At 57.9% G+C, this 21,643-nt stretch carries 20 protein-coding genes and 3 pseudogenes; 15 read left to right on the top strand and 8 right to left on the bottom strand.

Features of this window, described 5'->3' with window-relative positions; translation table 11 throughout:
- The first annotated feature begins 26 nt into the window (after positions 1-26).
- The 7 genes and pseudogenes from CEE69_RS20255 to CEE69_RS20275 form a co-directional block, all read left to right on the top strand.
- A complete protein-coding gene (locus CEE69_RS20255) occupies positions 27-863 on the top strand; it encodes an MBL fold metallo-hydrolase (protein ID WP_099262424.1) in 837 nt (278 codons plus the stop codon).
- A 180-nt stretch (positions 864-1,043) separates the two neighbouring features.
- Positions 1,044-1,142: pseudogene (locus CEE69_RS33275) on the top strand (DUF1589 domain-containing protein); the annotation flags it as partial.
- Positions 1,097-1,246: a DUF1589 domain-containing protein gene (locus tag CEE69_RS33280; RefSeq protein ID WP_233215467.1), complete on the top strand. Its 150-nt coding sequence runs from the start codon at positions 1,097-1,099 to the stop codon at positions 1,244-1,246. The pseudogene CEE69_RS33275 and the gene CEE69_RS33280, both read left to right, overlap by 46 nt.
- A gap of 10 nt (positions 1,247-1,256) precedes the next feature.
- Positions 1,257-1,592 carry a DUF485 domain-containing protein gene (locus CEE69_RS20265; RefSeq protein ID WP_233215457.1) on the top strand — a complete coding sequence of 112 codons (336 nt, stop codon included), beginning with the start codon at positions 1,257-1,259 and terminating at the stop codon, positions 1,590-1,592.
- Complete coding sequence (locus tag CEE69_RS20270; RefSeq protein ID WP_099262426.1) at positions 1,589-3,523, top strand: sodium/solute symporter; 1,935 nt, start codon at positions 1,589-1,591, stop codon at positions 3,521-3,523. Before CEE69_RS20265 ends, CEE69_RS20270 begins: the two co-directional genes overlap by 4 nt.
- A 78-nt stretch (positions 3,524-3,601) precedes the next feature.
- Positions 3,602-3,757: a hypothetical protein gene (locus CEE69_RS33550; protein ID WP_390179988.1), complete on the top strand. Its 156-nt coding sequence runs from the start codon at positions 3,602-3,604 to the stop codon at positions 3,755-3,757.
- Positions 3,693-3,896: pseudogene (locus tag CEE69_RS20275) on the top strand (hypothetical protein); the annotation flags it as partial. The gene CEE69_RS33550 and the pseudogene CEE69_RS20275, both read left to right, overlap by 65 nt.
- On the opposite strand, the gene folE reads toward CEE69_RS20275, so the two are convergent.
- From folE to msrA, 4 genes are all read right to left on the bottom strand, one after another.
- Positions 3,877-4,566: a GTP cyclohydrolase I FolE gene (folE, locus tag CEE69_RS20280; RefSeq protein ID WP_099262427.1), complete on the bottom strand. Its 690-nt coding sequence runs from the start codon at positions 4,564-4,566 to the stop codon at positions 3,877-3,879. The pseudogene CEE69_RS20275 and the gene folE overlap by 20 nt on opposite strands.
- 45 nt (positions 4,567-4,611) lie before the next feature.
- Positions 4,612-5,649, bottom strand: a complete 1,038-nt coding sequence (locus CEE69_RS20285) for a type II secretion system F family protein (RefSeq protein WP_099262428.1) — start codon at positions 5,647-5,649, stop codon at positions 4,612-4,614.
- Positions 5,649-6,347 (bottom strand): hypothetical protein, encoded by a 699-nt coding sequence (locus CEE69_RS20290; RefSeq protein ID WP_099262466.1) that lies wholly within the window; start codon positions 6,345-6,347, stop codon positions 5,649-5,651. Before CEE69_RS20290 ends, CEE69_RS20285 begins: the two co-directional genes overlap by 1 nt.
- 625 nt (positions 6,348-6,972) lie before the next feature.
- On the bottom strand, positions 6,973-7,704 hold the full coding sequence (gene msrA / locus CEE69_RS20295; RefSeq protein ID WP_099262467.1) for a peptide-methionine (S)-S-oxide reductase MsrA: 732 nt from the start codon (positions 7,702-7,704) through the stop codon (positions 6,973-6,975).
- A gap of 426 nt (positions 7,705-8,130) precedes the next feature.
- Here msrA and CEE69_RS20300 point away from each other — a divergent pair, with 426 nt between their 5' ends.
- From CEE69_RS20300 to CEE69_RS33700, 6 genes and pseudogenes are all read left to right on the top strand, one after another.
- The gene (locus tag CEE69_RS20300) at positions 8,131-8,583 is read left to right on the top strand and encodes an acyl-CoA thioesterase (protein ID WP_099262468.1); all 453 of its coding nucleotides are present in this window, start codon (positions 8,131-8,133) and stop codon (positions 8,581-8,583) included.
- On the top strand, positions 8,573-9,010 hold the full coding sequence (locus CEE69_RS20305; RefSeq protein WP_099262429.1) for a hypothetical protein: 438 nt from the start codon (positions 8,573-8,575) through the stop codon (positions 9,008-9,010). The genes CEE69_RS20300 and CEE69_RS20305 overlap by 11 nt, the downstream gene beginning before the upstream one ends.
- Before the next feature lie 73 nt (positions 9,011-9,083).
- The gene (ndk, locus tag CEE69_RS20310) at positions 9,084-9,542 is read left to right on the top strand and encodes a nucleoside-diphosphate kinase (protein WP_099262430.1); all 459 of its coding nucleotides are present in this window, start codon (positions 9,084-9,086) and stop codon (positions 9,540-9,542) included.
- Between the two features lie 39 nt (positions 9,543-9,581).
- On the top strand, positions 9,582-10,463 hold the full coding sequence (locus CEE69_RS20315; protein WP_099262431.1) for a hypothetical protein: 882 nt from the start codon (positions 9,582-9,584) through the stop codon (positions 10,461-10,463).
- A gap of 47 nt (positions 10,464-10,510) precedes the next feature.
- Positions 10,511-10,654 (top strand): annotated as a pseudogene (locus tag CEE69_RS33555) (DUF1589 domain-containing protein); the annotation flags it as partial.
- Positions 10,591-10,737, top strand: a complete 147-nt coding sequence (locus CEE69_RS33700; RefSeq protein WP_390179987.1) for a DUF1589 domain-containing protein — start codon at positions 10,591-10,593, stop codon at positions 10,735-10,737. The pseudogene CEE69_RS33555 and the gene CEE69_RS33700, both read left to right, overlap by 64 nt.
- Here the strand turns inward: CEE69_RS33700 and CEE69_RS20325 are convergent.
- The 3 genes from CEE69_RS20325 to guaB all read right to left on the bottom strand — a co-directional run bounded on the left by CEE69_RS20325 (position 10,723) and on the right by guaB (position 16,618).
- Entirely contained in the window at positions 10,723-12,678 is a 1,956-nt protein-coding gene (locus CEE69_RS20325; RefSeq protein WP_099262432.1) for a hypothetical protein, read from the bottom strand. The genes CEE69_RS33700 and CEE69_RS20325 overlap by 15 nt on opposite strands.
- Before the next feature lie 633 nt (positions 12,679-13,311).
- Entirely contained in the window at positions 13,312-15,159 is a 1,848-nt protein-coding gene (locus tag CEE69_RS20330) for a hypothetical protein (protein WP_099262433.1), read from the bottom strand.
- A complete protein-coding gene (guaB, locus tag CEE69_RS20335) occupies positions 15,134-16,618 on the bottom strand; it encodes an IMP dehydrogenase (protein ID WP_008657610.1) in 1,485 nt (494 codons plus the stop codon). Before guaB ends, CEE69_RS20330 begins: the two co-directional genes overlap by 26 nt.
- 272 nt (positions 16,619-16,890) lie before the next feature.
- On the opposite strand from guaB, the gene CEE69_RS20340 reads away from it, so the two are divergent.
- Positions 16,891-19,725, top strand: a complete 2,835-nt coding sequence (locus tag CEE69_RS20340) for an FtsK/SpoIIIE family DNA translocase (RefSeq protein WP_099262434.1) — start codon at positions 16,891-16,893, stop codon at positions 19,723-19,725.
- Between the two features lie 137 nt (positions 19,726-19,862).
- Positions 19,863-20,054 (top strand): DUF1589 domain-containing protein, encoded by a 192-nt coding sequence (locus CEE69_RS33705; RefSeq protein WP_158231051.1) that lies wholly within the window; start codon positions 19,863-19,865, stop codon positions 20,052-20,054.
- 101 nt (positions 20,055-20,155) lie between these two features.
- On the opposite strand, the gene CEE69_RS20345 is transcribed toward CEE69_RS33705, so the two are convergent.
- A complete protein-coding gene (locus CEE69_RS20345; protein WP_099262435.1) occupies positions 20,156-21,316 on the bottom strand; it encodes a formylglycine-generating enzyme family protein in 1,161 nt (386 codons plus the stop codon).
- Positions 21,317-21,643 lie beyond the last annotated feature (327 nt).

A 21,643-nucleotide genomic window follows, 5' to 3' on the forward strand; every position in this document is an offset into this window, starting at 1 on the left:
GTGACCGACCGCGATAACATCGTTTCATGACCGCAACCGCCGACTCAACCAACGCCGCTTCTACCGCCAATTCCATCCCGGAAGTCATCTTCTTAGGCACCGGGACCAGCGTTGGTGTGCCGGCGATTGGATGCGATTGCGACGTCTGCCAAAGCACTGATCCTCGCAACAACCGGACTCGCTGCTCGATCCTGATTCGGTTGCCTGAGGGCAATTTGCTGATCGACACGCCGCCTGATTTGCGAACGCAATTGCTTCGTGAAAAGATCAAGCTAGTCCATGCGGTGGTGTTCACTCACGAGCATGCCGATCACATCTATGGCCTGGATGATGTGCGTCTGTTTCCGTTTCGACTCGGCCGTCCCGTGCCGCTGTACTGCCGTGCGGATGTGGAAGCTCGAATCCGAACCTCTTACGACTACGCCTTTTCCCAGCGAGAACAAACCCACGCGGGATCACGTCCGCAACTGGAGATCCTCTCGATCAACAACGACGATCCGTTTGAGGTTCTCGGCGCTCGCGTCGCCCCCGTTCCCTTGAAGCATGGGCCACACTTCGAGGTGCTTGGTTTCCGCCTAGGCGACTTCGCTTATTGCACGGACACCAACCATATCTCTGAGTCATCGAAAGATCGGTTGCGTGGTCTCGACACGCTCGTCCTGGATGCGTTGCGATTCACGCCGCACCCGACCCACTTCAACATCGAAGAGGCCCTCGAGATGATCGAGGAACTTGCACCTCGCCAAGCCTTCCTGACTCACCTGGGCCACGACATCGATCACGGCCCGGTGGAAGCATCGCTCCCCGATCATGTCCACTTGGCCTATGACGGCCTGCGACTACCGATGCCATCCATCGCCTAGCCGGATCCGCCCCGTCATAACCCGCCGTGTCAGCAAGGCCACACTGCAAACTCGTCACGAATCTGTCTCCGTTCGACGCAGTTTAGCCACAGAGATCACCGAGAGCACAGAGGTGAGTCGGCGCCTCAGTCACGCTCGATCGATCAGTTCCAAACGATCTCCGTGAACTCTGTGCCCTCTGTGGCAAACAGCACCAAGCAGCTATCCCGCATCCAAGTAGGCCAGGTCACCACCTGGCACCCAATCGATGCTTTGGAACAAAGCGAGCCGTCCAAACACCCCCGCAAGACTCAACGCTGTCCGTCCGATCACCCCGCCGGGCACAGCCTGGCCTACAGACCACAACGCCCTCATCGATTCGTATAGACTGCGTCGTTCGATGATCGCCGCTTCGTGCCCCTCGCTGAAAAGTCCTTCGTTTTGTCCGCCACCGACCCCGCCCCTGAATCGGAACCATCGGTCACCGCCGATGTTTCGACTCCGACTCCCGCCGCCTCGGACAAAGCCTCCCGCTTGGGATTGGTTCTGTTCGTGATCTACCTGCTGCTCTACGGCGGGTTTGTGCTGCTGAACGCCTTCCAAGCCGAAACGATGGACACGATCGTTTTCGCCGGATTGAACTTGGCGATCGTGTACGGATTTGCGTTGATCTTGGTCGCGATCGGCATGGCGTTGATCTACGGCATGAAGAGTGTTGACGAGCCCGAAGCGACGGAGGCATCGGAATGATTTACGAACCTTCCATGACCGCCGTCGTTGTCTTCTTCGCATTCGTTGGGTTCACAATCGGCCTGAGTTTCTACCTGGGTGGCAAAGCCAAATCGTCGGCGGGCTACTTTGCCGCCCACGGTCAAATCCCTTGGTTCATCAACGGGATTGCTTTCGCGGGAGACTACCTGTCCGCGGCATCGTTCCTGGGTATTTGCGGGATGATCGCCGCCTATGGCTACGATGGTTTCCTGTATTCGATCGGCTACTTGGCCGGTTGGATCGTGGCGTTGTTTGTCATTGCCGAACCCATGAAACGACTTGGCAAATTCACCTTTGCCGATGCACTCGATGCCAAGTTTGACTCCAAAGGAATCAAAGCCGCCGCCGGGATCAGCACGTTGATCGTCAGCGTGTTCTATCTCATCCCGCAAATGGTCGGCGCCGGGGTTCTGATTCAACCTTTGCTGGGATTCCCCCACTGGGTCGGAGTCCTGTTGGTCGGGGCTGTCGTGATCACGATCGTTGTGACCGCCGGCATGGTCTCGACGACTTGGGTTCAATTCTTGAAGGGATCGTTGCTGGTTGTTTTCAGTGCGATCTTGGTCGTGATGGTGCTGCAACAAGGGTTCAAAGTCGACAACGCAACCTTTCCATCACACAGCCTGTCTGTCAGCGAGTTCGATCGCCAAGCCATCGCGGAGGCAATGAACCGGGAACTCTACGAGCCGTCAACTTGGGCTGACAACGATCAATACCTTCAATTCACCCGCGAAGAGGGTGAAGGCTACGACGTGTTTCGAGCCGACATCCAGGAAGGCGGTTCGATGATCGTCTCGGAAGCCCAGTCGATCACGACGATGGCGAACGGCGAGACATTGATCGGCGGACTTCCCAAAGGCGACCAACCTGGCCAAGGTCATTTGCGTCCGGTCGGGCGAATCAAAAAGCTTCCCAACGAATACATCGGCCAAGCCGAAACCGGGCCGCTCGGACCGCTGAAGTTCTTCGACGTTCTCAATCGCAGCACGGTTGTGCTGTGGGGAAATGAAACGCTGAAGAACGAAGATGGCTCGACCACCAAAGTCTTCTACCAGAAACCCACCAGCGGCTCACAGGTCCTTCGTCCTGGTGAGCACCCACGGTTTGCCGGCATCCGAAGTGATAGCTGGAAGGGTAAGTTCAACTTTCTGTCGCTGATGCTGGCGTTGTTCTGCGGCACCGCGTCGCTGCCACACATTTTGATTCGTTATTACACTGTCAAAGACGCCGCCGCGGCTCGCAAGAGCACGATCGTTGGCATCACCAGCATCGGGTTCTTCTACGTCCTGACGCTGTACCTCGGCCTGGGTGCGATGACCAGCGGAACGCTCGACGTGACGAACAGCAACATGGCCGCGCCGCTGCTCGCTCGTGGCATGAGCGGTCTGCTGTTCGCAATCATTTCCGCGATCGCGTTCACCACGGTTTTGGGAACGGTCAGCGGCTTGATTCTCGCCAGCAGTGGAGCTGTCGCCCACGACTTGTTGAACGGTGTGATGGGGATGGAGTTCAGCGAAAACAGCCAAGTGCGAATCGCGAAATTGGCCGCCGTGGTCGTCGGTGCCATCGCGATTGTTCTGGGAATTCTTTTCCGCAACCTCAACGTCAGCTACTTGGTTGGGTGGGCGTTCAGCATCGCGGCCAGTGCGAACTTGCCCGCGCTGATCATGCTGCTGTTCTGGAAACGCACGACCGCGCAAGGCATCGTCGCCAGCGTCATCGTTGGCATGTTCAGTTCGCTGGGATGGATCCTGTTGTCCGCCGACACCTTCGAAAAGGTATATGGCATCGATCCCCTGAGCAGCCCTGTGCCCTTCAGCCAACCTGGAATCGTGACGATCCCATTGGCTCTGCTCACGCTGATCATCGTGTCGCTGATAACAAAGAACGGAAAAGCAACCGCAACGTAGCCGAATTCGCCAAGAATTCGGATCTCTGAATTCCGGCGAATCCATCATCCTGGCGAATCCATCAACGTAGGCCAGGTTATCACCTGGCACCCAGCCGATGCTTTGGAACAAAGCGAGGCGTCCAACCACACCCCGCAAGATTCAACGCGGCCCGTCCATTCACCCCGCCAGGTACAACCTGGCCTACAACGTCATTGGCCAACGGCCAATCTCAAACGCAACGCAACCAATTGAATTTGGCCGTTGGCCATCTCTCCGCACCAACTCGCGCATCCGAATTCTTGGCGAATCCGGCTACCAAATCACAACCCGAAGCGTCAGCGAGGGACCACACTCGATCCCGACGAGTCCAGCTACGACGCGGCTCGGTTGATCAGCCCCAGCACTTCGGCGCGTGATTTCGGATCGGTCTTGAAAGCGCCACGCATGGCACTCGTCAGGCACAAGCTGCCCGGTTTGCGAATGCCTCGCATCGTCATGCAGCTGTGCGTCGACTCCACCACCACCGCAACACCGCGTGCCGACAATCGATCCTCGATCAAGTTGGCAACTGTGTGCGTCAAGCGTTCTTGGACCTGCGGACGCCGTGCGACTTCTTCGACCACGCGAGCCAACTTGCTCAGCCCCACGACCTTGCCACTCGGCAAATAAGCGATGTGCGCCTTGCCGGTGAACGGCAACAAATGGTGCTCGCACATGCTGCAGAAACTGATGTCCCGCACCAACACGATCTCGTCGTAGTCCTCAGCAAAAACTTTCGCGAGGTGTCGACCAGGATCAGATTTCAGGCCGGCGAACATCTCCGCGTACATCCGCGCCACGCGAGCCGGTGTTTCCAGCAACCCATCGCGATCCGGATCCTCACCCACCGCTTCCAAGATCACTCGCACGGCGGATTCGATCCGAGCAAAGTCGACTTCATTGTGAGGTGCGTTCTTATCGACAAAAAAAGGAGTTCGTTCGGCAGGTTGTTCTTTGTCGACCACGGGTTTGTCTGAATCCTGATTTGATGGAGCGATCGTGTTTGCTGAGTCGCGAAACAACTCACGACTATAAACGAGTGGCTAGCGATGCGAAGACGCCTCCCGTTAAATCGGTTCAAAACCCTGCTGATAGAAGCCCATGATTTTGCCAAAGATGCGGAAAATCATGAAGATCAAGAACATCGAAACGACCGCCCAGATCACACCCGTCGCCACGCCCGCGATCGTTTTCATCGCCCCTTTGGCTCGTTCGTCGTAGTCCCTGGCCAAATGATCAATCGACTCCGCGTCGGTTCCTGACAGCTCCGCGATCTCGATTTGAGTGATGAATTCCTCTGGGAACAAATGCGTTTTGTTGAGCGCCTCGCTCAACGTCGCCCCGCCGCGAATCGCCTCTTCGGCCGACTTGGCCCCGCTTCGATAATACGAACTGTCGGTGGAGTCCAACGACAGCTTGATCGAATCGATCGGGTTGATCCCAGCGTCCAACGACAGGGACAACGTCCAAGCAAAACGTGCCAGTGTAATTGTTTGAATGGCACCACCAATCTTTGGAACCTTGTATACCAACGGCACGACGTTTTGAATGCCGCCAACGTTCTTGCGAACGGCCAGATACATCCCACCGAGCACAGCAGCGAAAACAGCGATGTAAGACCAGAAGATCAACACGCCTATCGGACCGCGCAACCCAAACCCCAGCATGTCCGTCATTTGACCGCCGGTGGGAGCCGTCAAAACTCCCATGATCCAAATGACAATCGAAACCACGCCGATGCCAATCAAAAACTGGAGCCCCGGCCAAGCGATCGCGCGGAGGAAATTCTGACGCAGCGTGTATTGCTGGGCGTAATGTTCGGACAGCGCCAGCATGGTCCGCTCGAGCCGACCGGTCGTCTCACCGACCCGCGTCATCACCACCAGCAACGGCGGAAAGAAAGGCTTCTGATGCCGCATCATCTCACTGATCGCATGACCGTCTTTGGCACCCTCGCGAATTTTGGTCATGGCGACACGTTGCCGGGCCGGACCGTGCTTGGCCTCGCTCTCCAACAACTTCAACAAGTCCGCACCGGCGCGCAGTCCGATACCAAACCGCCGACTGAAATCGCGGCAAGAACGCACGCCCATCTGTCGCGACATCACGGCGACACCTCCGCAATCCGTTGCACGCTGCCCGGATTATAAGCGGAGCGGCGCAAGCCGCCCGGTGCGTGACCGGAGGGCTCGCGCCCAGCCGCTTCGATGCGAGATGTCGAAGTGCGATCATCCCGCTGCACCCACGCTGGCAGCTCACCGAAATGCTTCACATACTCGCGACTGGCATAAGCCAACATGTAGCTTGGGTCGGACGGTTCCGTCGCAACGACATCACTGGACTTCGTTCTTGAAACGGGTCTTTGTTTTGACAAACGAACCAATCGATGAAGTGCTAGCTCGTAGGTGCCTTGTGCTCGCAAACGATCGCCATTCTGAAGCAGTCGCCGCGCGTTCTGCACCAAAGCCTTCACGTCAGCGATTGTTTCCTGCTCAGCGGTTCGCTTTGCCAACTGCCGCGGATCGGCGTTCCCCAATAGCTGACGGTCGATCTCATCATGATCAATGATCGTCACCGAGACCGATGCGTTGCCGGCGCGAGTGACACCACCGAAGGCTCCGCCAGGCGCAAACCCACCACGCGAAGAACGACCGCTTTGGTAAGACGACACGCCACCGATCGATCCCGTCCCTTGATCGGGAATCAACATGCTGCTGGTGGAGGAAAACCGTCGCACGCTTGGAAGCTGCACGACTTGTGCAGGCAACGTTTCCGCTCCTGCGATCAACACCGCGAAGGCCATGAGCAGGACTCGCTGCCGGCAAGGACTGCCACCACTCCCACGCGAAGAGGTCGTACAGTTTTTGAGTGCAGTGCTCGTGACATTTTTCAAACCCCGCCCGTTGCGGGGGTCGCGTAGTTTTACTTCACCCTCCCTTTGGGAGGGTCGGCCCGCTTCGGGCCGGGGAGGGTTATGCGCTGGTTCCAATGCTCGACCCTCCCCTCGCTTCGCTCGACCCTCCCAGAGGGAGGGTAATGACAAACGCCCGACAATACAGCATCTAAAAACTGCACGACCCTCCCAGGGGGAGGGTGATGATAAACGCTTGGCAACACACCACTTCAAATCGGCACGACCTCTGCGAACGGGAGGGGTCGGAAAGCGAGCGTTCAGCGAGATTTCCATAGGAGCGTACGCCTGAACGGCGTCGCTCGACCTCCCCCTAAACTTCGTTTCGGGAGAGGTGTGCCGCGAGAGAATCCGCGGAAGAACGATCTCAGATAACTGCGTCACCGCTTCAAAAGAAGAGCGAAGTAGAAGGTCAACTGTCGACGATGAGCTGGGATCAAGCATGCACTTAATGTAACGCATCGTCGAAGGAACGCATCAGCGGAAGGATTCTGATGCGCGACGCACCCAACACGATCTACTTCGCCGACTCTTTGATCTTGTCGCCAAAGTTTCGGTTGAACTTGCGGACCTTGTTCGCGACCACCGCTTGGCAATAGCCAGCGTTTGGATTCCGGCGGTAGTAATCCTGGTGAAACTCTTCGGCCACATAAAACTTGGTGGCTGGCTCGATCAACGTGACGATCGGATCCCGGTATTCTTCACCCAATTTTTCAATCACCTTCTTCGCGCTTTCGCGTTGTTCATCGTCGTGAACGAAGATGCTGCTGCGGTACTGCGGGCCGCCGTCGGCGCCTTGGCGATTCAAGGTTGTTGGATCGTGGGTTTTGAAGAACACTTTCAACAGTTCTTCGAAATTCGTTTTGGTTGGGTCGTAGTAGACTTGAACGGCTTCCGCGTGGCCGGTCTTTTTGCTGCAAACCTGATCGTAGTTGGGACGTTTGACCTTCCCTCCGATGTATCCCGACACGACATCGTTGACGCCTTCCATCCGCTCGAACACCGCTTCAGTGCACCAAAAACAGCCCCCGGCCAAGGTCGCCACTTTCTCGCCCGGCCGAGTTTTGACCTCGACAATTTCAGAATCCAACGGCAACCCGTTGTAGTTGGGGTTCGCGTTGGGATCGTCGGAGTTCGCTCCCACGGGCGGAGCAGCCTGGGTGCAGGATGTCGCGACAATCAACAGACCGGCCGCCGCGACGGACGCGAACAAGCGGGAGAGCGAGGCGAGATTGGAGGACACTGGCATTGGAAACTCCTGCGTGAGATCGGGAATTCGGCCGTCGAAGGGTGGGAAATGGCGGTCGGGACGGCGGACCAAGTTAATTCTTACGCACTGGAAACCGGGGTGGGTCGGCGACCGACGACTCCGATTTGAGTTTTTTGTGAATCGTGGACATTATTCGGACGCGTGCAATTGAAATCAGCCACAGAGGTCACCGAGAACACAGAGGTGTTTGGGGTTCCTGATGCATCGCGATCAGTCCCTCGGTGAACTCTGTGCCCCCTGTGGCAAAACAACCTCCGCGGCAAAGCCAACAGTTTGCATCGCCAGCAGTCCGAATCTTGGCCAAACCGGGGACGGATGGAGCAAACGGGACAGCACGCTAGGATGACTCAGCCGACCGAATTCTTCCGTCTAGATCCGTATGCCGATCGCAAGCGACTTTCACGAATGCCTTACGCCTTCTTCGACCTGCACCACACCGTTGCCGCCGATGAAATTGATGCCCAGCAACACGTCCATAACCTCCGCTATTTGCAGTGGACGCTTTGGGCCGCTCGCGACCACAGCGCCGCCGAAGGCTGGGATGCTGCCGCAGCATTGAAAGCAGGTTTTGGCTGGGTCGTTCGCGGGCACGATATCACCTACCGTGCCGCGGCTTTGGGTGGCGACGAGTTGATCATCCGGACTTGGATCCCAAGCTGGAACCGATATTCCTGCCAGCGTCACTACACGGTGACTCGTCCGTCCGATCAAACCATCTTGGCCAAAGTCCAAACCCGATGGGTGTTTGTGGATCTGAATCGGCACCGCGCCGTTGAAATCCCACCCGACGCGGTCGCCGCGATCCGAGTCTGCGAAACACCTCCGCCGCTTCCTTGGGCCAACTCCAATGACTCCTGACCATCGACTGAAATGGTTCCTGCGGATCATCGGAGTGACCGCTTTGCTGGCTTTTGCCGCCGCGGTGATGCCCGAAAAATGGATGATCGAAATCGCCCAGGAAATCGGGATCGATCCCTTCCCCGAGTCACCGCTGACTTTTTACCTCGCCCGAAACTTGTCGCTTCTATACGGGTTTGTCGGTGGTCTGCTGTGCATCCTGTCATCCGACTTGCCGCGTTATCGCGACCTGATCGGCTGGGCAGCCGTGGGAACAATCGCATTCGGATTGCTTCAGTTGATCGTTGATTCGATGTCCGGATTGCCAGGATGGTGGACGGTCGGGGAGGGCGGTTCGACGCTGGCAGGCGGCCTGCTTTTGAGATGGCTGGAACAAACTGCAAAAGCCGATGCTGCCGTGACGGGTTCCGACGAAGCGGTGCGTTGAGTATTTTTCTGCTCCGCCGAGGTTGTTCGGCGAAAATCCTGTTTTCCAACCCTTCGAAATTTGTGCTTCTGTCATGCAACGCACCCTCGTCTTGCTCAAACCTGATTGTGTCCAACGCCGCCTGATCGGTGACGTCCTGTCCCGATTCGAATCCAAGGGATTGCACATCGTTGCGATGAAGTTGCTGCAAGTGACACCTGAATTGTCCAAGCAACACTACGCCGAACACGTCGAAAAACCGTTCTATTCGTCGCTGGAAGAGTTCATCACCTCGGCACCCGTCGTGGCGATCGCACTGGAAGGCCTGGAAGTCATTCGCGTGGTCCGCGATATGCTCGGCGCCACCAACGGCCTGCAAGCTGCTCCCGGCACCCTGCGTGGCGACTACAGCAGCAGCCGCCAAATGAACCTGGTTCACGCCAGCGACAGCGAAGAATCGGCGAACCGAGAACTGGACCTGTACTTTAACGCCGACGAATTCTGCGACTACTCGTTGGTCCTGACGCCTTTCATGCGTGCCGACGACGAATAGTTATAATTTGGGTTCCCTCCTTCCCGCCTGAGGCAACCCATGTCGCTATCGAAGTCCTCCGTCAATGCCCGACCGGCCGTTCAACCATTCGTTGGCGGCCTGGCCGTCGTTCTTGGAATGTTTCTCGCTGCTCCCGAGACTGCCAGCTCGCAAGGTTTTGGGAATCAGACCGCGGCAGGTGGCGCCAACGAGATCACCTCGTTCAGCGGGAAGCTCGTTTCATCTCGCGGTGTGATCCTGACCATCGAACGGGAAGATGGCACCGAGGTCATGGTGCAGACCCCCGACTCGGTCTCGCAGTTGACGTTCATCGCGAAAGCCTTGCCGGCTTACTTGCGGCCCGGAATGCTGGTTCGCTTCAAAGCCAACCTTGGTCCGGCTGGAACTCCCACGGAACCGGTCAGCAAACTCGAGCTGTTCGCACCCGTCAATGCGAAGCTTCTCAAAGGCCGCGAACGCGAAAACTATCAACCCGGCGTTCACCCCAGCAAGCCACCGCAACGTGGCAACGCGGGTCCTCCGACCGGCCCGGTCACTGTGGTTGGCAACTTGATGGCTCTCAACCCGCAAGGCGGAGTCGCGCTGCGAGCCGGCAATATTCCCGTCCAGACAATGACTTCGCCGGACTTGGAACTGCAACTTCGCGTCAACAATCTGTCGCTGGCTCAGCCGGGCGACACAGTTCAGGTGCGAGGCTTCTATCAACCGCCAGACGAAACGAAAGTCAAAGCCGAGTCGATTCAGATCACGACCGATCGCGTCTATGGGGAAACACCTCCTCCCACCGAGCGTCGTTCGCGACGCGGCAAACGAGGCGATCGTGACAAAGACCAAGCGGCCGAATCAGAAGAGACAGACGCCGGTGAAGCTGACTCGGAAGAAGGCAGGTCCCTCGGGATTCCAGACCCCGAATCCGAGTGAGCACCCCGTCCCCGGTTTCGCACCTCCCGTAGCCGGATTCGCCAAGAATTCGGACACTCACCATCGCGAGCCTCGGAGTCCAACGAAGCCACCAACGTAGGCCAGGTCATTACCTGGCACCCAACCGATGCTTTGGAACAAAGCGAGGCGTCCAGCCGATCCCGCAAGACTCAGCGATGTCCGTCCAATCACCCCGCCAGGTACAACCTGGCCTACATCTCAAACATCCGAATTCTTGGCGAATCCAGCTACCAAGAAATCAGCCATCGGCTGACGTCAATCGCAAGATCGGCTGCTCGTCATCGGGCCAAGAAACAAACAGCTCGGCCTCAAGATGTGCTTGCCCCGCCAGTGTGGCAATGAGCTGATCCAGCTCGGCCAAACGCTCAGCAAACATTCGCAGATTCTTCTGCTGGCTCTCAAGTTGATCCAGCTGCTGTTCCAAGCGAGCCGCTAATCGCCGCGCTCGTGAACTCTCGGCTCGCGAGACAGCTGCGTCCAGTTCCGTGTGGCGAAGATCAGCGATCTCCATCTGCCGCGTCACCACGGCCAGGGTTTGCGAGACATCCGCGTGGTCGGTCCATTGCCATGGCATTGATGGATCCAGCCTAGCACCAAACCGAACTCGAACCGTCATCATTCGGGTCGCTTGCACATCGAGGCGAACGACCACCGCCACGGATTCGGAATCCTCTTGGCTCAACACCGCGATCCCGCGAACCTTGCGTGGCGACTCGTTTTCGATACGTTCGATCCACCCGACATCCACACCATCCGGCACTCGCAAGTTTATCGTCAGCCGAGACTGTTTGGGCTCCGGCGGTGCCGACAGATCCCACTTTATCTTCACGTCCCGCTCCGCCAAATCAACGGCGATTGATTCCCCCCGAAGACTCGGTCGCAAGTAAACGTGACGACCTGACGCGAGCTCCACGCGACCATGCAGCAACGACCTCCGGTCCGCCTCCTGGGAAACGGCCAGCCAATCCAAACGCGTTGCATCCTCATCGGCATCGATCGAAAGATTGGCGATCACGGCCTGGTCCGACGACCTGACAATGGAAGCTGCACGGGATTGCACATTCGCAATTGCAAACTCAGTATCGTCGCTTGCGAAAGCCAAACTCGCGTTCAGCCAAGACTCTACCGGCCATGGTTCGCTTTCGGCTTCTGACAAATCGCCCGACGGAAGTGGCGGCAGTGAAACGAACAAGGTCTCTGAGTCGGTCGCGGTGGATTCTTCCGTGGCGGCGGGCACGACACTTGAGTCCATGTCATCGAAGTCGCCTTCACTCATCACATCCGCTTCTTTTCCACCACCAAACGACGCAGCAGTTGGTTCGGCCAATGAAGCCATCGCAGCAGAGTTGGATCCATCGCTGTCGTCCGCACCGTCGACGCTTGATCCAGCGACCGCATCATCGCCTGAAGACTCAATGGCGACCGGTGCGGGTATCAAAGCGTCCAAAGAAAAAGCAGACGACGACATCCCGCCGGTCTCGGACGTTGAAAGTTGTTCCGTCGAAAGATTCGATGGCGTGTTGGCTCCTAAGATCTCCGCGGAGCTCAAGGCGATACCAGTCGCATCGACACCCGTCTTTGCGGTCGACTCCAATGGACCCGCGTCCATCAAAGTGCTCAACTCCAGCGACGAATCATCTGTTGTCTCGATGAACCCCGCATCGAACACGTCCGCGTTTGCGTTCGATCCAGAAGCTGCTTGACGGCCAACGTTCGAAACTTGCGTCATCTCCGAATCAGAGCTGGGCCATAAGTAGACGCCAGCGCCCAGCAAGACAATCGCCGCGACAGCAGCGACGATGATTGGCTTAGAGGAGGATGTCTTCTTTGGTTTTGATCCCGAGCTCGCGAGCTCAGCCTGGTCGCTCACTTGCACCTCTTCGATCAACCCGATGCTGTCAGAGTCCGTAGGACTTTCGATCTCAATCGACGGCGATCCGATGTCAGGATCATCCTCCACCAGACAAATGAGTTTTCCGCGATGGTCGATGCCATGCGATTGCCAGAAACGGTGTTCTGGCGAGCGGACGGAGTCGCCGGTTGCGTCCTCGAATCCCGATGCGGATAGCTCAGACTCCGCAACGGCGACCAAGCGATCCCAAATATCGGTTGGAGGGTCGCCCAACCGATCCATCAGGTCCGCCACCGATTCCACGGGAACCGGCACAGAATCGCTTTTCGACGTGGTGTTCATGCGATTCGTTATACCGAAACGCAGTCGAATTTTCTTTCATTGAAAGGGCTGCAATTCCCGCAGCATCGCAGACCAATCCCACAGCAGCCGCATTCGCAAGAATTCGGCCCCTCCCAAATCACACCCCGCAACATTCACGCGATGCAGATTTCGTCGAGATCACCAAAACCAAAATCAGCCGTCCGGCGTTAGCCGCGATTTTGTGGCAGAGAGAACCGCGGCTAAGGCCGTGCGGCTGATTCGTCCGCCGCATTGGCTAGCAAGCCCCGTAGGCCATGTCTCACATGGCACCCCAACCGATGCTTCGAAAGAAGCGAGCCGTCCAAGCCCACCATCAATCCACCGAAAGATTTCTGCCACCGAGGACACAGAGCTCACCGAGCTCACCGAGTACAGGAAGAGTCCGTTGTCGACCTACGAAGCCCAGAGCCCACCTCTGTGTACTCCGTGATCTCTGTGGCTAACCCGACCGCCCCAACCGAATTCTTGGCGAATCCGGCTACAGAAAACTCGCCTCGGCCTCACTGATGTGTCGGGTTATGACGGGCAACTCACCGTCGCCAGAATCACGTGCTCGCCTAGCAAGCAACATTCATAACCCGCCGCGTTAGCAAGGCCACTCCGCAATCTTCATCAAGGAACCAGCAGTGCCGTGCCAGTCACCGCGGCGGCTTGGTACCAAGCACCCTTCAGGCTCAATGGCACTGGTGGGATGATCCACGGAGCACAGTTGCCAGGACGGTAGTAGCCCAATGCATACTGGCATTCATGCGGCGAGTGCACACCCATCTTGTACGGCAGCACAGCGATGTTCGCGAAGAAGTGTGCTGAGGACAAAACCGGTTGAAGCACTGGACCCGCGGTGTGACCGTAGCGTTCCAAGTTGACTTCTTCGAAGTACAACGGTTTGTGACACAAGTTCGACGCGGCCCAAACCACGGTCGTCGGTTTCCAACGACGCGGAGTGAAAGCGACTTGTTCCAACAAGCACTCGGTCGGCAATCCCCAGTTCTCGGAAATGAATCCCAAGTCGGCTTCGCTCAGCCGGTTGATCGACAACTCCTCGCGAGCACCAAACTCGGTCACGATCACAGCCTTCTCATAAGCCAGATCTACCAAGCGACCGGTGCCCATCGGACGACCATCGATGCTTCGCCAAGTCCGTGATTCTTGACGCTCGTCAAAGCGTTCTTTCAGCTTCACGTATTCGTCTTCGTCGATCACATCGGGACGATACGGTGGGCTGATATCCAACGACACTTGATCGATCGTCTGAGCGGCGATGCGAGACCGGAAGTCATCGCATGACAACCCGCTGGCCCGGCGGCTCGGACCATCATCGTCGCCCATGATCGCAGCGTCGTCGCGATCTGCTTGCGGACGCAAACGGCCATCTTCTTGAGCTTCCAACTCGAGCCGGTCCAACTCATCCTTCACCCGTTCTTCTTCATCACGGCGATCAAACGGATTGGATTCGAACCGGTCCGAAGGAGAAGGCTGCGTTTCTGGTTCCGGTGGCTGCTGCGGCAAATTGGATTCATCTTGCAACATATCACGAATCGACGAACCCGAGTCCGGCTGCCCCAGTGCGTCAGGCTGGCCAAACGTATCAGGTGTCACATTGGGCGAGTCCAAGCCCGGCGAAGGCAACTCTTCCAAGCCCGGGGGCACCATCTCAACGGGTGAGTTGAGTCCGTTGCCAGCGTTGCCCGGATTGGCTCCCGGCTGATCGCGAAACGGGTTGGCGTTCCAGTTCGGACGGGTTCCGCTGGCGGCACCATTGCCATCGGGCATGCCGAATCCGCTCGACGATGGAGGCGAAATCGGTTGCGAGTCGGCTGGCGGTGCGGCATCGAACTCAGGCAAACCAAATCCCGATCCGGGCTGCTGCAGGAACGCAGCAGGATGGATCGAGTTGGCAGCGGCGTCTTGGCTGCGTCGGCTTGTTCCTGACACAACAATCACTGCGGAGCCAGCTTGGTTCGCTGGAGCGTTCGCTCCTTGCTGCATCGGTTGTGCGTGGGCGACCGATTGCTGGAATGATGTCTCGTGTTGCTCTGGCGAAGTCTCTTGGAACGCAGCGTTGCTGATCCGAGCGGCTTCTTCCGATGCGATCTGCGGGCTCTTTCGCCATTGCAAATCCCAACCCGGACGACGCATCGGTGACTCTTGCGAAGTCGCGGGCTGGTTCGGTTGAGTTTGCATCAGATCCGCGGTTCGCATCCGCGGGATTGGTTGACCAGCCGGTTGCGCCGGAGCCGGCGAAGTGTTCGCCGAAAGAGGGTGCGTGGTTGGGTTCACGCGAGTCGGCCCAAAGCTGTCCTGGGCCAACACCGCCGAGCTGGCGGCAAGAGCACCGACGCTGAAACCGGCCGCGATGCAAGCGGCCAACCATCGTCGGCGGACCAACCGGCCTGGCAAAGAGCTCAAGCGGATGGTCGTCGGAACGTTTGCCTCAACCGGCGTCGCCCGAATGAACATCGGGACTGTAGTTGGGCGCTTCTTGTGTGATCGCAATGTCATGCGGGTGGTTCTCCCTCACCGTAGCGGCCGACACGCGAATGAATTTCGCGTCCCGGCGGAGTTCTTCGATCGTCCGTGTACCGACATATCCCATGCCCGCACGCAAACCACCGACCAACTGGTAGGCGTAATCACTGAGCGGGCCTTTGAACGGCACGCGTCCTTCGACACCTTCGGGGACAAGCTTGCCCGCCTCGGTGCCTTTTTGGCGATACCGATCACTGCTTCCCTTCACCATCGCACCCATCGATCCCATCCCACGGTACGCCTTGAAAGTACGACCTTGGTACAAAATCATCTTGCCAGGACTCTCCGCTAAACCGGCAAACAAACTGCCGATCATCACGGTGCTCGCCCCAGCGGCGATTGCTTTGGTGATGTCACCGCTGAAACGGATTCCTCCGTCACCGATAACAGGAATGTTCTTCTCTTGAGCGACCTTCACCGCACTTAAAATCGCAGTGACCTGAGGCACTCCAATGCCACTGATCACCCGTGTGGTGCAAATCGATCCCGGACCGATGCCAACCTTCACCGCGTCAGCTCCGGCCGCAATCAAATCTGCTGCGCCCTCGGCCGTTGCGACGTTCCCCGCTACGACATCAATGTCCCATGACTTGTTCTTCTTAATCTCTCGAACGGTCTCAATCACATTCCGGCTGTGACCATGAGCCGAGTCGACCACCAGCACGTCGACACCTTTGCCGATCAAGCTTTCCGCTCGTTCATAGTCACCCACGCCAATCGCGGCTCCGACCCGAAGTCGTCCCTGCGGATCTTTGCAGGCCCGCGGGTAACGCTTCATCATGTCGATGTCGCGAATCGTGATTAACCCCGTCAGTTTTCTTTCTTCGTCAATCAGGAGAAGTTTCTCGACCCTTTTTTCCGTTAAAATCTTCTCAGCTTGCGCAAGCGTTACATTCCCAACCGCCGTGACCAAGTTTTCACGCGTCATCACCTGGGAAATGGGCATGTCGGGGTCTTCCAAGAACCTCAGATCACGCCGCGTTAAAATTCCCGCCAAAGTGCGATCGTCCTGCACAATCGGGATGCCGGAGACGTTTGCCCGGTCCATCAACTCCGCCGCCGCGCTGACCTTTTGCGCGGGGTTCAGGGTCACCGGGTTGACGATGATCCCGTTGGCCGAGCGTTTGACCTTCAGGACCTCTTCGGTCTGTCGTCGAACTGACAGATTCTTGTGCACAATGCCCAAACCGCCCTCTTTCGCCAGGGCGATCGCCATTTCGGACTCGGTCACCGTGTCCATCGGAGACGAAATCAGCGGGATCTGCAGCCGAATTCTCTGGGTCATCTGGCTGCTGACGTCCACCTCGCTGGGCACGACCTCGCTGTATCGAGGTTGCAACAGGACATCGTCGAAGGTCACTCCGAGGTCGCCGATTTTGTCGTCAAACATGCCGTTTTCGTTCCCACGAGGTCGTGGGCATCCAAATGTGATGCGATGGGGAAAACGAGCGATTATGACGCTCGCCGCGGTCGAGTTGTAGGGCACCTTGCCAGACTGTCGATGAAAGAGGGTAGATGCGCCCAAGTTGCCCCCTCGCGTAGCCGGATTCGCCAAGAATTCGGAAGTCAATCACAACCCGCCGCGTCAGCAAGGCCCTCAGACCCAATCGCGTCCCCACAACTCGCTTCATTTCACACTCCGGCCCTTTTCACCCCAACGCCATGTCAACGACGACAGCCAATGCTGACGCCGACGAATCCGCCCCGCCACGCGCGGTGGACATTCGGCGCGATGTCCCAGCACTCCTGCTGGTCGCGTTGACGGCGTTGACGCTGGTTTCCGTGTTGACGCACGACCCCGCCGATCCGGTCCCCACGCCGTTCTGGCCGCTCAACCAATTCTTCACGCCTGACCTGGCCGTTTACCCCGCCAACGACGTCGTCCAAAACGCATGCGGTTCGCTCGGCGCACTGATCTCCTCAATGCTGCTCAGCGCCGTTGGCATTGGATCGTCCCTGGTGATCTCGGCCGGCGGAGGCATCGCGACCGCCTTGTTGATTCGCGGTCACATGAATGCGCCCGTCCTGCGTTCGCTCGGTGGCTGCATCACCTTGCTCGCCGTGACCACCGCCGCCGCCATGACCGACATCGAACTGAACGGCATGCCCGTCGTCGGAAACGGCGGCTACCTCGGTGCGATGACCTCGACGTTCCTGCTGCAACACTTTCACCCCGTCGGCTCTTGGATCCTCACCCTGACGGTGCTGTCCGTCGGGCTGTTGCTGACGACGGACTACATGTTGGTCTATGCCGGACGAACTGTGCTGTTCGGTGGTGCCAAAGTTTCACGTCGAGGTTTTGCGAAAGCAGCCAAGGCGATGCCCGTCACGCTTCGACGCCGACGACAACCATTCAGCGACCTCGACGGACCCATCTTGATCGACGGCGATGAATCCGATGCATCGCTGGATCCAAACGGTGGCCGCATCGATCCGCCGGAACCAGCCGAGAGCGGACCAACGATCAAGCTGCGCAAACCCAAAGAACGCGAAGCGGCAGCGGAAGACGAAACCGAAGACGCGGAAGAGGCCGCACCCGCCAACGGGCTCGCGAAAGTCGCCAAGCTCGGCGCCGCCGGTTTGGCTGCTGCGGCCGGAATCGGCACCAGCCTCAAGAAGTCGAAGGAAGCTCCCGAGGAACTCGAAGAAGAATACGAGTACGAGGAATGGGAAGAGGAGGAAGAAGAAGCTCCCACGCGAGACTTGGAAGTCGAAGGTGAACCGACGACGCTGCGCAACGATTCCGCGCACGACGAAAGCCCATCGCCGACCATCAAGATGCCCAAAAAGAAAGACGCCAAACAAGAACTCTATGACTCCGTCCAAGAAGGTGCTCCCGAAGGCATCTCGGAGTACCATTTGCCTAGCCTGGAATTGTTGGAAGGGAGCGACGGGTTTGACTACGAAGAACAGCACGCCGAGGCGCTGCAAAAGAGCGCGATGCTGCAACAAACCATTCGCAGCTTTGGCTTCAATGTCACCGTCACCAACGTCGAAATTGGTCCGGTCATCGCGCAGTATGAACTGGAACTTGAGAGCGGTCTGCGGCTGAACAAAATCACCGCGCTCGCCGATGACCTCGCCATCGCACTTCGAGTCCCCAGCGTTCGCGTCGTCGCCCCGATCCCCGGCAAGAACACCGTCGGCATCGAAGTCCCCAACGAGATCCGACAAGTCGTTCGGCTTCGGGATGTGATCGAAGAATCCGATTCGCGGATTTCGAAGATGAACATCCCAGTCTTCTTGGGCAAAGATGTCTCCGGCGAACCGATGCCAGTCGACTTGGCCAAGATGCCTCACCTGTTGATCGCAGGTCGAACCGGTACCGGTAAATCGGTCTGTTTGAACGCGATCATCAGCAGCATCCTGATGTGCTGCCGGCCTGACGAAGTCCGCATGCTGATGATCGACCCCAAGATGGTCGAGTTGTCAGGTTACGGCCGATTGCCTCACTTGATGCACCCCGTCATCACGGACATGAAGAAGGCCGAAGCCATCCTCGGCTGGGCGGTTGAAAAGATGGAAGAGCGTTACTCGCTTCTCGCCAAAGCCGGCGTACGTCACATCAACAGCTTCAATGACCTGGGCCGCGATGAAGTCCTGCGTCGTTTGGAAGTCGATGAGGACGACGAAACCACGGACGTGCCGGACAAGCTTCCCTTCATCGTCATCATCGCCGACGAAATGGCTGACTTGATGATGACGGCCGGCAAGGAAGTCGAAACGCACATCATCCGTTTGGCTCAAAAGAGTCGTGCGGTCGGAATCCACTTGATCCTGGCAACGCAAAAGCCAACCGTCGACGTCATCACGGGTCTGATCAAATCGAACTTGCCCGCGCGTCTGAGTTTCCAGGTCGCCAGCAAAACGGACAGCCGCGTTGTTCTCGACGAGAACGGTGCCGACAAACTGCTCGGCAACGGTGACATGTTGTTTCTGTGGCCCGGTACCAGCACGCTGATTCGAGGGCAGGGGACTTACTTGTCCGACGCTGAGATCGATCGTGTGTGCGACCACTGCAGCAGTGGCGGCGAACAACAATTCGTCGGCGAGCTGATGAACCTAAAGATCAACGATGAAGAGGGCGACGCATCGGAGATGGACGTCGACAAACTTCGCAAGCGAGACGAGTTGTACGAGTCCGCAATCGAAGTCGTGATTCGCGAAGGCCGCGGATCGTTGTCGCTGATCCAACGTTGCCTCGGGATTGGCTATGGGCGCGCCGCGCGGTTGGTTGACTACATGGCCGAAGACGGCATCGTCGGCCAATACAACGGTTCCAAGTCACGCGAAGTCTTGCTGACGATGGAACAGTGGAACGCGATGCAGGGCATCACCGACGACTCCGGCGGAACCACCGCCACCGCTGCCCCCAAAGCCTCCTCGCAAACCGAAGCCGAAGAGGAGTACGAAGACGAGGAAGAGGAAGAAGAGGTCTACGACGAAGAAGAATACGACGAAGAAGAATACGAGGACGACGACTACGAAGACGTCTGACACACGTCTCTCTCACCATCCCTCCTCCCGTAGCCGGATTCGCCAAGAATTCGGACCAATTGCAAAGTCACAACCCGCCGCGTAAGCAAGGCCACTCCGGTAGCCCGTAGGCCATGTTCCACATGGCATCCCAACCGATGCTTCGCAGAAGCGAGGCGTCCAAACACCACCGCAAGTTTCAACGCGCTCCATCCAATCACCCCGCCAGGTCCAACCTGGCCTACACAACCCGCCGCGTCAGCAAAGGACCACCCGGAATCCGCCGACCGACTTGGAACGATTGGCAACGCCAATCAACCAACGTCTCCCCACGCTCATCCGCATTTTAAAATTGTCAATTTACAATTTCACTTTTCCAATCAACCAACCGGACCCAACACTCAACTCGTCCCTCCGAATTCTTGGCGAATCCGGCTACTTCATCGCGATGTTACCGCTTCCCCCTCGCACTGTTCCAATACGCATCCATCTCCGCCAGCGTCGGAATCTCCGCCGGCCGCACCACACGGAACCCAACCCACGACGCATCGGTGTGATACCACAAGCTCTTCGGCAACTGCGGATCCTGTTGCTTCCAATCTTCTGAGCTACCAAGCCGCGCCGCTGACCGCAGCCGATCCGGATCATCGAACCAACTGCCACCACGAACCACTCGCGGATACAACCGCTCCGGCACCGTCCAGGGGTTGATCAACACACCGCCATCTTCCGGCACCGGATAAGACTCCCCGTAAGCGTCTGCGGTCCACTCCGATACATTGCCGTGCATGTCATGCAGCCCCCACGGGTTCGGCTTCTTCGTGCCGACCTTCTGGTACTTGTCGTTGCTGTTGTCGTAGTACCAACCGTACTCATCCAAATCGCCATCGCCGAAAGAGTACGCGGACGTCGTACCAGCCCGACAGGCATACTCCCATTCGGCTTCCGTCGGCAGTCGATAGAAGTGACCGGTCTGAGCACTCAGCCACTGGCAGAATTTGTTCGCTGAGTGCTGCGTCATGCAGACGGCGGGGTAGCCCGATTGCCCCATCCCAAAGCTCATCTCGGTGTAGGGCGGCGTCGGCTGACTGACCCCATCGACCGCATCGTGGGTTGCCGGGTCAAAATCCGTCCATCCACCATGCTTTTCGCGGCGGACCTCCGTCATCATGAACGGCTCGTACTCATCCCAAGTCACCTCGTGTTTGCCCATCCAAAACGACGAGACCTTCACCTTCCTCCGCGGCCCTTCATCCTCCAGTCGATCGGCCTCATCTTCCGGGCTGCCCATCAAGAACTCACCACCCGGTATCGCGACCAACTCAAACTCCACCCCCGACTTCGGAATCGTCTCCCGATAGTCCTGCATCTTCCCGGCAATGATCCCGTCATCCCCCAGACTGTTCTCCTTGGAACCGGCTTCCGCCGAAGCCGCCTTGGCAATGATCCCGTCCCGAACCCGCGTCAGCAAAGCCGCATCATCCAGCGAAACCTCCGGAGTCACCTTCACCGCCACAGCTGCATCTTGCGCAGAAGCTTCCCATGCATTTCCAGCACCTATCACGCACAACAAACCCACCAAGCCAAACCGAACCCAACCGCCAAAACGCATCGCAAGACAATCCCATCAAGAGGCAAGAAGCCCCCGCATTCTAGCTCAACCAAGCCGCGAACGCGGCTTGCTGTTACCCGTTAGCCACGCCCCGAAGCTCGCGCAGCAAGCGAGCGTCATAACCCGCCGCGTCAGCAAGGTCCCTCGCACCGTAGCCGGATTCGCCAAGAATTCGGATCCCACCAACTTGCGCATCGGAATTCGAGCGAATCCAGCTACAAGCTTTCCATGACACCCCGAAGTGCCAGCAAGACCCGTAGGCCACGTCCCACGTGGCACCCAACCGATGCTTCGCAAGAAGCGAGCCGTCCCCATCACAACCCGCCG

Origin of the sequence: Rhodopirellula bahusiensis, assembly GCF_002727185.1 — a bacterium.
GTDB classification, from domain to species: domain Bacteria; phylum Planctomycetota; class Planctomycetia; order Pirellulales; family Pirellulaceae; genus Rhodopirellula; species Rhodopirellula bahusiensis.